Source organism: Streptomyces sp. NPDC033178 (assembly GCF_055577685.1).
Window position 1 is genome coordinate 577407 of record NZ_JBVIPT010000003.1, and the last position, 12412, is coordinate 589818.

12 protein-coding genes and 1 pseudogene are annotated in these 12412 nt (G+C 72.9%); 5 read left to right on the forward strand and 8 right to left on the reverse strand.

Annotation, left to right across the window (positions count from 1 at the left end):
* Window positions 1-49: 49 nt before the first annotated feature.
* Together ACZ5VQ_RS09805 and ACZ5VQ_RS09810 are read right to left on the reverse strand one after the other, a co-directional pair.
* The gene (locus ACZ5VQ_RS09805; protein ID WP_469104445.1) at window positions 50-2134 is read right to left on the reverse strand and encodes a phage holin family protein; all 2085 of its coding nucleotides are present in this window, start codon (window positions 2132-2134) and stop codon (window positions 50-52) included.
* Window positions 2135-2308: 174 nt separating this feature from the next.
* Window positions 2309-2734 (reverse strand): hypothetical protein, encoded by a 426-nt coding sequence (locus tag ACZ5VQ_RS09810; protein WP_055615362.1) that lies wholly within the window; start codon window positions 2732-2734, stop codon window positions 2309-2311.
* A gap of 85 nt (window positions 2735-2819) precedes the next feature.
* Between ACZ5VQ_RS09810 and ACZ5VQ_RS09815 the strand changes: the two are divergent.
* Window positions 2820-3587, forward strand: a pseudogene (locus ACZ5VQ_RS09815) (MBL fold metallo-hydrolase); the annotation flags it as partial.
* 68 nt (window positions 3588-3655) lie between these two features.
* Window positions 3656-4282 (forward strand): DedA family protein, encoded by a 627-nt coding sequence (locus tag ACZ5VQ_RS09820; protein ID WP_362076817.1) that lies wholly within the window; start codon window positions 3656-3658, stop codon window positions 4280-4282.
* Between the two features lie 57 nt (window positions 4283-4339).
* On the opposite strand, the gene ACZ5VQ_RS09825 is transcribed toward ACZ5VQ_RS09820, so the two are convergent.
* From ACZ5VQ_RS09825 to ACZ5VQ_RS09840, 4 genes are all read right to left on the reverse strand, one after another.
* The gene (locus ACZ5VQ_RS09825) at window positions 4340-5479 is read right to left on the reverse strand and encodes an MBL fold metallo-hydrolase (RefSeq protein ID WP_469104446.1); all 1140 of its coding nucleotides are present in this window, start codon (window positions 5477-5479) and stop codon (window positions 4340-4342) included.
* Between the two features lie 14 nt (window positions 5480-5493).
* The gene (locus ACZ5VQ_RS09830; RefSeq protein WP_469104447.1) at window positions 5494-6717 is read right to left on the reverse strand and encodes an aminotransferase class I/II-fold pyridoxal phosphate-dependent enzyme; all 1224 of its coding nucleotides are present in this window, start codon (window positions 6715-6717) and stop codon (window positions 5494-5496) included.
* A 174-nt stretch (window positions 6718-6891) separates the two neighbouring features.
* The gene (locus ACZ5VQ_RS09835; protein WP_469104589.1) at window positions 6892-7740 is read right to left on the reverse strand and encodes a hypothetical protein; all 849 of its coding nucleotides are present in this window, start codon (window positions 7738-7740) and stop codon (window positions 6892-6894) included.
* 202 nt (window positions 7741-7942) lie between these two features.
* The gene (locus ACZ5VQ_RS09840) at window positions 7943-8659 is read right to left on the reverse strand and encodes an ANTAR domain-containing response regulator (RefSeq protein ID WP_362076829.1); all 717 of its coding nucleotides are present in this window, start codon (window positions 8657-8659) and stop codon (window positions 7943-7945) included.
* A gap of 111 nt (window positions 8660-8770) precedes the next feature.
* Between ACZ5VQ_RS09840 and ACZ5VQ_RS09845 the strand changes: the two genes are divergently transcribed.
* On the forward strand, window positions 8771-9901 hold the full coding sequence (locus tag ACZ5VQ_RS09845) for a GAF domain-containing protein (RefSeq protein ID WP_469104448.1): 1131 nt from the start codon (window positions 8771-8773) through the stop codon (window positions 9899-9901).
* Between the two features lie 114 nt (window positions 9902-10015).
* Here the strand turns inward: ACZ5VQ_RS09845 and ACZ5VQ_RS09850 are convergent, their stop codons facing one another.
* Both ACZ5VQ_RS09850 and ACZ5VQ_RS09855 read right to left on the reverse strand, forming a co-directional pair.
* Entirely contained in the window at window positions 10016-10807 is a 792-nt protein-coding gene (locus ACZ5VQ_RS09850) for an RNA polymerase sigma factor SigF (protein WP_362076835.1), read from the reverse strand.
* A gap of 202 nt (window positions 10808-11009) precedes the next feature.
* Window positions 11010-11171, reverse strand: coding sequence for a hypothetical protein (locus ACZ5VQ_RS09855; RefSeq protein ID WP_362076838.1), 162 nt, complete (start codon window positions 11169-11171; stop codon window positions 11010-11012).
* A 184-nt stretch (window positions 11172-11355) separates the two neighbouring features.
* Between ACZ5VQ_RS09855 and ACZ5VQ_RS09860 the strand changes: the two genes are divergently transcribed.
* Window positions 11356-11775 (forward strand): DUF2795 domain-containing protein, encoded by a 420-nt coding sequence (locus ACZ5VQ_RS09860; protein WP_469104449.1) that lies wholly within the window; start codon window positions 11356-11358, stop codon window positions 11773-11775.
* Window positions 11776-11860: 85 nt separating this feature from the next.
* Window positions 11861-12307, forward strand: a complete 447-nt coding sequence (locus ACZ5VQ_RS09865; protein ID WP_469104450.1) for a CBS domain-containing protein — start codon at window positions 11861-11863, stop codon at window positions 12305-12307.
* The last annotated feature ends 105 nt before the right edge of the window (window positions 12308-12412 follow it).

A 12412-nucleotide genomic window follows, 5' to 3' on the forward strand; every position in this document is an offset into this window, starting at 1 on the left:
CAGCCCATTTACGGGGCGCCACGGGCGCCCCGAGCAGTGCCCCGGAGCGCTACGCGACCCACCGCTCGGGGCCGGTCTCGACGGGCACCTGCGGGCCGTCGCACTCGCGCAACCAGCGCCGCAGTACGTGGTGCACGTGCTCGGCGCCGACCAGTTCCGCCCCGTCCTCGACGGGCGCGGTGAACGTGACGGGCGACATCAGGAAGGGCCGCCCCTGCGCTCCGCCGAGGCCACCGTGCGAGCCGATCTGCTCCTCGAACGCGAGGACTTCGCCCTCCTGGGGGTCGTACCAGGAGTTGACCATGATGTCGGCGGTGTGCGGGAACGCGTGCGTGCGGCGTACGGCGTCGGCGGCGCCCGGGCCGAAGTCGGCGAGCGGGCCCGGGTTGTCGTCCAGTTCGTCCAGGGGGATCTCGGCGCCGTTCGCGCCGAGCACGAGGCCGCCGTGCTCCTCGCTGCGCACGAGGACGAAGCCGACGCCGGGGTGGTTGGCGAGTGTGGTCAGCAGGGCCGGGTGGCGGGCGTCGATCTCCTCGCGGCTCATCCGGTGCGGCACGTCCGGGAAGGACACGAGGCCGAGGTTGCCGGAGGCCAGCACGAGCGGCTCCGAGTGACGGCTGGAGGGACGGTACTGCTCGTGGCCCTCCTCGACGGGCCTGCGCAGCGCGGCCCGTACGGCGGACCTGGCCTCGGCACCGCTGTGGGTGCGGCGCGCCTTGCGGGGCACGGGCAGCCCGCAGCCGGCCCGGACCAGCTCGCCGAGGCCGAGTCCGTAGCGGGTGCGGAAGGTCTCGCCGGGGCTCTGGCCGTGGTCGGACAGCAGGACGATGCGGTACGCGCGCGGGGCGTGCTCGGCGACCTGCGCGATCAGGGCCAGTGAGCGGTCCAGGCGTTGCAGGACCTTCTCCGTGTCGCGGCTGCGCGGGCCCGAATGGTGCGCCACCTCGTCGTACGCCACCAGGTCCGCGTAGACCGAGGAGCGTCCGGCGAGCATGTCCCCGATCACCGCGGCGACGACGACGTCCCGCTCGATGACGGTCGCGAAGGCCCGGATGAACGGGTAGAGGCCGCCGCGGCCGACCCGCGGGCGCCGCTTCTTGAGGCGGGCCCAGGTGGACTCGCCGATCTCGCGGCCGACCTCGGCGACGAAGGACAGGGCGGTACGGACGGCGTTGGCGGGGTCGGAGAAGTACGCGAAGTAGCCGGCGCGGGAGCGGTTCTCCCGGTCCCTTCTGGCGGCCACGGAGAGCACCAGGGCGAGCTGGTCGGCGCCGCCGCTGAAGAGGTTGCCCCGGCTTGCGCCGTCCATGGTGAGCAGGCCGCCGTCGCCGGTGTGCGCGACGGCGCGGCGCTGGAGTTCGGCGGCGCTGGTGGGGCGGTTGCAGACCATGACCTCCCGGGTGTCCTTCTCGTACCAGCGGAAGGCGGGGATGTCGTGGTTGGAGCCGTGCAGGATGCCCAGCTGGCTGGCGCCGGTCTGGCTGGACCAGTCGGTCCGCCAGGGGGTGAGCCGGTGGGTGGTGCGGGTCGTCCCGGTGCCCTCGCCGAGCCAGGCGGCGACGGTCGGCATCAGACCGCGTCCGACCGCCTCCAGGAGTACGTCGTGACCGACTCCGTCGAGCTGGAGGAAGACCACTCCGGGGGTGGACGGGCCCGCGCCCGGCTCCAGTTCCGATCGCCGTCGGTCGGAGAGCCGGTAGAGCCTGCGTCTGTACGCGTCGTCGTCCCGGACGGCGAGGGCACCGCCGGTGGCGGAGGCGACGGCCGACATCACCGCGGCGACCACCACGGCGGTCTCCGGGGCGGCCTCGCTCTCACCGGACGGGATGATGCGCAGGGCGAGCCACAGGAGCGAGCCGTTGAGGAAGAAGACGAGCAGGCCGAGGACGAGGGCCGGGACGAGGAGCAGGGCCCGGACGAGGAGCGGCCACACCACGGAGGAGAGCACACCGAACGCCCCGGCGCCGAGTGCGGCCGTGACGGCGATCCGGGTCGCGCTGTCGCCGTCGGCGGACTGGATTCTGAAGTCCGGCAGGATCCCGGCCAGCGCCAGCATGGTGACCGTGGACACTGCCCACACGGCAACGCTCCGCCAGAGCGCGCTCGCCAGCCTGCGCCACCTCGCGCCGCTCACGCCACGCCCACCTCCACCCCGCTCTCAGACCTGCCCCAACCCTGTCACAAGCACGCAAGCCGTTTCGGCGGCGCACAAGAGCACGACGGTTGCTCACCACGCGCACACAGGGTGACCGCGGGCCACCGCACGAGGTTGCCTCTGCTCGGCCCGGGCCCGGCACCACCGGAGGTGTCAGCGGCCGTCGTAACCCGCCGTCGGCATCGACAGCCGGCGGTGGACATGGGCCTTCATCTGGGCGTCGTACGCGGGTTCCGCGTGGCCGACCGTCTCGACCCGTACTCCGCGGCGGGCGCACTCGGCGGTGAACTCGTCGACGGAGGCGAGCGCCCGCTCCAGGACCCGGCGGCTCGGCGCCACGAACAGGTCCACGAGGCCCGCCTCGACGTCCTCCCAGAGCGCGCAGTGGTCGGGCCGCAGCCCCCGTACGAGCAGTTCGCGGGTGACGACATAGCCGCGCTCGGCGGCCCAGCGCGCGCACATGGCGTGCTGGCTGCGCGAGTCCACCAGGAAGGGGTCCGCCTCCAGCTCCTCCAACGGCGTCAGACTCGCGATCGTCGTCACGCGAAGCATGCCGGAGGCACGGCGTGCGTCTCCCATGGCGTCCCCCCTCACCTCCGGGTTTCGTCGCCGACCCTACTCCTGCCCGTACGCTCGGGGGGAGTCGCGCGAAGGAGGCAAAGGAGTGCCGGTGGAGATCACTTGGTGGGGGCACGCCACCTGCACCGTCGAGGACTCGGGCGCGCGCGTGCTCACGGACCCGCTCTTCGCGCGCCGGCTCGCGCATCTGCGCAGGCGCCGGGGCGCGCCGCCCCCGCCCGAGGCGGCGGTGGCGGACGTGGCCCTGGTGTCCCATCTGCACGCCGATCATCTGCACGTCCCGTCGCTGGCGCGACTCGCCCCTGGCACCAGGCTGCTGGTGCCGAAGGGTGCCCCGCGGGCCGTCCCCGGGCTGCGCAGGCTCGGTCATCTGCAGGTCACCGAGATGGCGAGCGGCGACCGGACGCGGGTCGGTGACCTGGTCGTACAGGCCGTTCCGGCGTGGCACGACGGGCGGCGGCTGCCAGTCGGGCCGCAGCGCGCGCCCGCCCTCGGCTATGTGATCGAGGGCGAGGCACGGACGTACTTCGCCGGTGACACGGGCCTCTTCGAGTCGATGGCCAAGGAGGTCGGACCGGTCGACGTGGCGCTGCTGCCGGTCGGCGGCTGGGGTCCGTATCTGGGCGAGGGACACCTGGACGCCGGGCGGGCGGCCGAGGCGCTGGCCCGACTGCAGCCGGGGAGCGCGGTGCCGGTGCACTACGGCACGTACTGGCCGATCGGGATGGACGCCGTGCGCCCCCATGAATTCCACGCGCCCGGCGAGGAGTTCGTGCGCCTGGCCGCCGAGCGTGCGCCCGAGGTGGCGGTCCACCTTCTGGACCACGGACAGCGTGTGCGGCCGCGGGTCGCGGGGTACCGGTCATCCCCGAGGGACGCGCCGGCCGGCCGGGGCGACGACGAGCGGGAGGGCGAAGCCCGGTGAGGGATGTGCTCGCCGCCGCGGTCACGACCGTGCCGCCCGAGTCCACCCAGCAGGCGCTCGGTTATCCGTCGCTGTTCCTGCTGGTGCTGATCGGGGCGCTGGTGCCCGTCGTGCCGACGGGTGCACTGGTGAGTTCGGCGGCGGTGGTGGCGTTTCACCAGACCGCGCCGTTCTCGATGGTGCTGGTCTTCGTGGTGGCGGCGTTCGCGGCGTTCCTCGGGGATGTCGCGCTGTACTGGCTCGGGCGCCGTGGCATGAAGTCGAAGAACGGGTCGCGTTGGCTGGCCGCGATACGGGACCGTGCGCCGGAGGACCGGCTGGCGCAGGCGCAGGAGAAGCTCGCGGAGCATGGCGTGGCTGTGCTGGTGTTGTCGCGGCTGGTGCCGGCGGGGCGGATTCCTGTGATGCTGGCCTGCCTGATGGCCAAGTGGCCGTTGCGGCGGTTCGCTCGGGGGGATGTGCCGGCTTGCCTGGCCTGGGCCGCGACGTATCAGCTCATCGGGGTGGCCGGGGGTTCCTTGTTCAAGGAACCCTGGGAGGGTGTGGTGGCGGTCGTTGTTCTGACCGTTGTGATCAGCGTGGCGCCCGGGCTCTGGCGGCGTTTGCGCAGCGCTCCGCGGTAGGGGTGGGTGGAAGAGCGGCGGTTGCCCGTGTCCTTGGAAGAACCCGAAAAGGGCTCCTCAGTCGAGCACCCTTGAAGCGCCCACCGGCAGGTCCCACAGGTTCTCCCGCTCCAGGCCTGCTTTCTCCCATGCCGTACGCACTCGTGTCAGGGGTTCCAGGACCGGTTCCGCCGAGAGGACGAAGGTGGCCCAGTGCATGGGGGCCATGCGGCGGGCACCCAGGTCCTGGGTGGCCCGGACCGCGTCCTCGGGGTCGCAGTGGACGTCACTGAGCCACCAGCGGGGGTCGTACGCGCCGATGGGGAGCAGGGCCAGGTCGATACCGGGGTAGCGGGCGCCGATGAGGGAGAACCAGTGGCCGTATCCCGTGTCGCCCGCGAAGTACACGCGTCGGCCGTCGGACGCGGTCAGGACCCAGCCGCCCCACAGGGTGCGGCAGGTGTCGTGGAGGCTGCGCTTGGACCAGTGATGGGCCGGTACGAAGTCGAAGCGGACTCCCGCCCGTCGCCCGCCACCACCCTCGACCGAGGCGCCTGCGGCGCCGCCCCTCGGATGCAGTTCGGCCGCCTCCCACCAGTCCAGCTCGGTGACGTGCGAGAAGCGGCGGCGCCTGAACCAGCTGCCGAGCCCGGCCGGGACGAACACCGGTGTGTCGCGCGGGAGTCGGCGCAGTGTCGGTGCGTCCAGGTGGTCGTAGTGGTTGTGGCTGATGACGACCGCGTCGATGCGCGGCAGTGCGCTCCAGGCCACGCCGACGGGCGTGATCCGGGCGGGAGTTCCGAGGATCCTGCGGGACCACACGGGGTCGGTGAGCACGGTGAGCCCCCCGATCCGGACCACCCAACTGGCGTGCCCCGCCCAGGAGACGGCGATCGTGCGGGCGTCCACCCGGGGCAACGGGCCCGGCTCGTACGGCAGTCGGGGAATGTCGGCGAGGCCCTCGGGGGCAGGCCGCAGCGCGCCCTCGCGGGCGAACCGGGCGAAGCCCCTCAGGCCCGGCAGCGGGGCGGTCAGCCGGTCCGCGAACGAGCGGGGCCAGACGCGGCGTTCGCCGAGCGGACGGGGTTCGGCGAGCGGTGTTCCGACGGCGGGCACGAACGCGGGTGAGGGCAGAGGCGAGGACAGAGGGGAGGACGGCGCCGGGTCTTCGGCGTGCGTGGTCGTGGTGGTCGTGGTCGACTCGGACTGCTGCGTCATCGAGGGGACTCCCGTCACCGAGCGTCATCGTCATCGCGGAGATCGGCGAATGCCGAGCCCAGCAGACTCAACGCGCGTTCCACATGCGGCAATTCCAGAGGTTCCGGTGACGAGAGAGACGCCATCCGCTCCTCGTGGGTTGTGCCGAGGAACGGGCCGGTGGCCAGGCGTACGCGCAGCGCGCCGAGGTCGTCGCCGAAGCGGTGGCCGCCGGGCACGGGCATGCCGAGGCGGTCGGTGAGGAAGTCCTCCAGTTCCTGGGCGTCGCCGACACCGCGCGCGGTGAGCGCGGAGCGCAGCGGGCCGAGGTCCGCGTACAGATGGCGGCCCGCGCGCGGGGGCCTGGCGAGGGCGCCCGCGGCCACGAGGGTGTGGTGCGCGGCGGTGGCCACGCGCGCGTGCAGACGTACCGACGCGGCGAGGCGGTGCGTGATGTCGTCGGGCTCGCCGAGCGCGTACGCGGCGGCCGAGGCTACCGGGGCCGCGATCCGGGCGTCGAGCGCGGTCAGCACGTCGAGGACGCGGTCGCGCAGCCGGGTGCCGGTGTCGTTGGCGGGGAAGCGGGCGATCGCGGCGGGCCAGCCGGGCGGCAGGAAGGGACCGGCGAGGTCGGTCAGGACCGTGACGTGCTCCGGCAGCATCTCGGCGGGGCTCAGGAACACGGTGTCGTGCGGTTCGTGCAGGGTGTCGCGCCAGGTCTCGTCGCTGACCACGTGCAGCCCCTCGCCCACGGCCGCCTCGATGGCCTCGTGGACGACCTCGGGCGGCGCGACGGTGGCGGTGGGGTCGTCGGCGACGGACAGGACGAGCAGCCGCGGGTCGCCGCCCTCGGCGCGTACTCGGCGCACGGTCTCCAGGAGGGCGTACGGGTCCGGGACGCCGCCGCACTCGGCGGGTGTCCCCACATGGAAGACGGATCTGCCCAACAGGCGTGCCTGCGGCGCCCACCAGGCCGCGCAGGGGCGCGGCACGAGAACGTCGCCGCCGAGCGCGGCGGTCAGCGCGAGGAGCAGTGCGGGGGCGCCGGGCGCCGCGGCCGTCCGGTCGCGGTCGGCGGACAGGCCGCGCCGGGCCCAGTAGGCGAGGGCTGCGTCCAGGAGCGCGGGTCCCCCGCCGGTCGGTTCGGTGTGCGCGCCCGTCGCGGCGGCTGCGAGTCCGGGCGGCACCGGCAGGTCATGTCCGGGGAGCGGTGGGCCGTAACGGACGGGGCCGTGGCCTTCCGGATCGGTCCGCCGCATACGTGCCTCCGCGCAGTGATCCGTGGACCGGCCGTCGTCCCGTGGACCGCACCTCCCTGGATCGCGGATCCGTGGACGCCGGTCCGTGGTCCGTCGTGGTTCCCACGGTGCCTGTCGTGCCCCTGTGCTTCGAGTACCCAAGGCTCTGCGTACCCAGTGGATCGCGTCGCCAACTCAGCCGTTCGAGGAGGACTCCCGGCGGCGCAGCCTGTGGACGGCGGCGCCCGCCGCGCCCGCGATGAGGACACCGCCCGTGACCAGGGCGGGGACGGAGTCGGTGAAGGTGCCGCCCTCGCCCGCCTGCACCCCGTGCTGGACCCCGGCTCCGCCGTCTCGGGAATTTTCGAGACGGGAACCGTCGTGGGAGTCCTCGCGGGAGGCGTCACGCGAGCCGTCACGGGAAGCATCGCCCGAGCCCTCGCGGGAGGCGTCGCCCGAGCCCTCACGAAAGCCGTCGCGGGACGCCGTGAAGGACGCGCTCCACTGCTTTCCCTGACCACCGGGCGCGGCCGGGCAGGTGCCGTCGACGCTCCAGTCGGAGCCCTTGCCCACCGCGTCGTCCCCGCCGACGGCACCGTCCTTGCCGACCGCACCGTCCTCGCCTACCGCGTCGTCCCTGCCGACCGCACCGTCCTTGCCTACCGCGTCGTCCCTGCCGACCGCACCGTCCTTGCCGACCGCGTCGTCCTTGGCGACGGTGTCGGGCCCGCCCTCCTCGAAGTTCGCGGCGGGCGCGATACGGGCGGTGCCGCTGTAGGCCGGACCGCCCGCGGCGTCCTCCCGGTCTCCGGTCCTGTGCAGCTGGACGGTGCCGTGCTCGAAGGCCTGCGAGGTGGCGTCGATGGTCTCGGGTGCGGGACCGCCCGTCGGTTCGCAGGACACGGAGACGGTGACCGTGCCGCCCGGGGCCACGGTGCGGGGGCTGACCTCCGCCCCCGGGTTCTCGGCGGCCGCCGCGGTGGTGGTGCCCAGGGCGACGGCGGTGAGTGCGGTGGCGGACAGGGCGCGGACGGTACGGCGCATGCGCATGGGCTCGGGCTCCTTCGGCCGGCGGCTGGAGACCCCCACGCCCGTGGACGGCGGCGGAGGCGGGGCACGACCGACATGCCCCGCAGCCCATCAGAGCCCGGCCGCCGCCCGGGCGCGCGCGGCCGGACACCATTCGTGCCACGCGGACGCCCGAGCGGGTGACACCGCACGGGCGCGCTACCGGTTCGGTTCGGCGTCAGTTCGACAGGGAGACCAGCTCCTGTTCCAGGCCGCGGCCCCGTGAGTCCACGAGGGCCGAGGCGACCTCGGACAGCTTGCGGTTGGTTCCCTGTGAGATACGGCGCAGGACCTTGAAGGCCGCGTCCGCGTCGCAGGCCAGCACATGCATGACGATGCCGCACGCCTGGTCGACGACGGGGCGGGTGCGCATCGCGGCGCCGAGCTGGTCGAGCTCGGTGAGCGCGGCGCGGTAGGAGCGGTCACGGACGAGACTGGTCGCGGCGAGATCACCGAGGGCCCGGGCGGGTCCGTGCGGGGCATCCTCCAGGCCGCCCGCACGGAAGCTGTAGAGGCTGAGGGTGACCGTCAGGCCCGCCCGGCGAAAGGGAAGGGTGACGCTTGAGCGCACGCCCGAGTCGAGCGCCATGGCCCGGTACTGCGGCCAGCGCTCCTCGCGCAACAGGTCGCCCGACTCGACGGGCTCACCGCGCTCCAGTGCGGCGGGGATCGGGCCCTCGCCGGAGCGGAGCTGCATCGAGACGAGCGCGGCGAGGTCCGGGTGCGTCACCGCGGCCGGCCTCTCCGTGCCGCCGTCGGAGACCGTGGTGCCCGCGCCGCAGCAGTCGGTCGTGCAGCGGACGGCCTGCTCGGCGAGTTCCGACAGCCGACGACCCGGAAGTGCAGATTCCGGGGATGCCGTCCCGCGGTGGCCGAGATTTTCCGTATCCGGCATGTTTCGCACCTCCTCTTTCCTCCGCCTTCCCGCTCACCTGCGGAGAAAACGACGTGGAGGCGTTCCACCCCGGCCTCCCCGGGCGCGCTCGTGACGAGCTACGTTCATGGCATGGCGCAGACGGAAGAATTCAGTGAGGAACTCGCGGATTTCGTGCGCCGTGTCGCGGAGCTGAAGGCGGCACGGTCCGTTCCCCATGACGATCTGCCCACCGTACTGGACGCGGCGATCTTCGAACTCGACCACGTGGCAGACCAGTTGTGGCCGTGGTACGAGCGGCTGACGGCCACCGGCACGGCGAGCACGTCCTCCGCCGACCGTCAGGAGCAGCAGCTTCTGAAGGGGATCTTCCAACGGCTGCCGCTGCCCGTCGCGCTGATCGACCGTGAGACGGTGGTCCGCAGGCTGAACTTCGCGGGGACCAACTTCACGGGTGTCAGGGCGGGTTACGCGACGGGCCGCCCCCTCTCCGGCTTCCTCGCGCACCCGGACCGGGCCGCGTTCCGCTCGCAGACCGCGGCGGTGGCACGCGGTGACGGCGACCGCAGTCTCACGGTCCACCTTCAGCAGCGCCCCGCCGTTCCCGTGCGCGCGACACTCACCGCGCTGCGGCCCAGCGGCGAGCCGCGTACCGCCGTCCTCGTGGTGCTCCAGTCCGCCGGGGCGCGGGCGCCGTCGGCCGAGGGCGGCCCGGGCCCCGTGCCGGACCTCGGCGAGACGACACGGCACGCGGCACTGATGGACCTGCTGGACGCGATGACCACGGCCCTGCTGGGCGAGCCCGCCAGGACCCGGGCCGCCGTGCTGGAGCGGGCGGCCCGGGTGCTGCACGGGCGGTTCGCGGACTGGGTGGTGGCCGACGAGGGCGCCGCACAGCTGTGCCGTACGACCGTCCTCGGACCGGCGGACCAGCAGGACGTACGGGCCGAGGATCTGGAGGCGCAGAACCCTGCCGCCTGCCCGCTCGTCGTCGAGGCGGCACGCGGCGGTTCCACAGCCCTCCAGGTACGCCCGGAGGACCCGGACGCCTTCGGCCGCGACGCCTCCGACGCCCCCGTCCTGGTCCGCGCGAACGTCACGTCTCTCCTCTGCGTCCCCCTCACCCTCGACGGCGCGGTCCAGGGCGTCCTCACCCTCTTCCGCACCGGCCCCCGCCTGGCCTTCTCCATGGCAGAGGCCCAGGCGATGGACATGATGTCCCGTCACATAGCCCTGGCACTGAGCAACTTGGACCGAAGGTAGCCAGGGCGGCCCACCTGGGCGCCCCCGAAAGGGGCGCGGGGAACTGCGCAACCAGCCGCAACGAACCCGCGGCCGACAACGGGACCGCAGTCCCCCCGCCGAACCGCCGGAGGCCTACGCGGCGTCCTGCAGAACCTGCTCCCGCAACCGACTGCAACACCGGCTGATCAGCCGGGAAACGTGCATCTGCGAGATCCCGAGCTGCTCGGCGATCCGGCTCTGCGTCATGTCCGCGAAGAACCGCATGTACAGGATGGCCCGTTCACGCTCGGGCAACGCCTGCAGCCGCGGCTTGACCGCCTCGCGGTCGATGACGATGTCCAGCGCCGGATCGGCGGAGCCGAGCGCGTCGCTCAGCGAGTATCCGTCCTCGCTGCCCGGGAGTTCGGCGTCGAGCGAGAGCGCGGTGAAGCTCTCCAGTGCCTCCAGACCGGCGCGTACGTCCTCTTCGCTCATCTGCGCGTGCTCGGCGATCTCGGCGACCGTGGGCTGCCGGCCCGGGATGGTCTGCGAGAGGTCCTGGCGGGCGAAGCGGACGCGGTTGCGCAGGTCCTGGACCCGGCGAGGCACGTGCAGGGTCCACATGTGGTCACGGAAGTGGCGCTTCACCTCACCCGTGATGGTCGGTACGGCATAGCTCTCGAAGGCGTTGCCGAGTTCGGGGTCGTAGCGGTCGACGGCCTTGACCAGGCCCATGGCCGCGACCTGCCGCAGGTCGTCGTAGCTCTCGCCACGGTTGCGGAAACGGCCTGCCAGGCGGTTCGCCATGGGCAGCCAGGCCTCGATGATCTGCTCTCGGAGGGTCTCGCGCAGCTGGCCCGGAGGCAACGAAGCGAGCCTGCGGAAGTCCTCCGCGGTGTCCGGGGCGTCGTCATGAGGGTGCTTGGCGCTCGCGTGAGTTCGCATGGTGCGTGCAACTCCCTTGAGGGGTGCCTTGGGTGGACGGTCACCGTGGGAGCGCACCCCGAGCCGGACGGGCACACCCGTGGTGGGGGGATACACCGCTCCCACGGACGTGCCTCCTGTCCGAAGCACTGTGCTTCGCCTGCCCCTCGCCCTGCCCTGCAAACTCGACTTGCCCGGCTCAATGGCTCAGGGGATCGGTCGCTCAGTGGCTCAGCGTGGCGCCGTCGGTCGTGCCCGGCTGCTGGGCGGGCTGAGCCGGTGGAAGCAGCCAGTCCTCGTTCGGGAGCAGCCATTCCTCGTAGCGGCCGAGTGCCAGGACGACGCCGAGCATCAGGACCGGAATGATCACAGCGAGTACCGCCATGGTCCTGTCCTTCCCCAAAGGGATCACAGTGGAGGGTGGAGACCGAGTCTCCTGGTCTCCGACGGGCAAACCTCCTGCGCACACGCCTGTGCCCGTGCCACTGCAAACCCCCGGTGCAAACCGTCCGTGTCGATGTCCGGGAGACGGGTACGCGGGGGTCCACCCCGAACATCTGGAGGGACACATGGAGCGAGGCAGCAACCGCCTCAGCGTCCACCGGGACGACGAGATGAAGCACGAACTGCAGGGCCTGCTGAGGTCCGGCCGTCCGACACGGGTGGAGGAGTGGCACGATCCGGAGCCGATCGCCGACGACGATCCGCCGGTCGCCGGCGGCCCGGTGACGCCGGGCTCGGACCGGGGCTCCGTGGCCGCCGTCCGCCTGGATCTGGCGCGCCACCTGGGACGTACGTCGTTCCCCGCGGGTCCCCGTGAGCTGACCGGCGCCCTGCGGGCCCAGTACGCGCCGGACGCGCTCGTCGAAGCGCTGGAGCGGCTGCCGGGCGGCGCGCGCTACGCGAACGTGCAGGAACTGGCCGAGGCCGTCGTGCGCTCCGCGGAGACCGGGGTCGAGGCACCCGAAGAGCGCGCGCCCGGCGCATAGCCGGCCGTCTCAGGGGTACTGCGGGCGACGTCAGGCCGACATGGCCGTACCCCTTCGCCGGGGAACGCAGGAAAGGCCCACAGCCATGGCTGTTTTCGTGAGGGAAGTCATGACGCCAGGCGTCGTCTCGGTCCGCCCGGACGCCTCGCTCGTCGAAGCCGCCCAGCTCATGCGGGCCCAGGACATCGGTGATGTCCTGGTGGCGGGCGACCACGCTCTCATCGGCGTCCTGACCGACCGCGACATCGCGCTGCGCGCGGTCGCGAACGGTGTCGACCCGCTGACGGTGAGCGCCCGGTCGGTGTGCACGCCCGATCCGGTCGTGGTGGGCCCCGACGACGGGGTGGCGGCGGCTGTCGCGCTGATGCGCGACCACGCCGTGCGCCGCCTCCCGGTCGTCGAGGACGGCCGTCCGGTCGGCATGGTCAGCCTGGGCGACCTGGCCATCTCCGAGAACCCGGATTCGGCCCTCGCGGAGATCAGCCGCGCCGCCCCGGACGGCCGCGGAAGCGGAAGCGGGACCCGCGCGTGACGCGAACGGACCAGGCGGCCGGAGACGACAGCACAGACCACGCAACAGACCGGGCGGCCGGACACGAGAGCACAGACCACGCGACGGACCGCGCGGCCGGAAAGG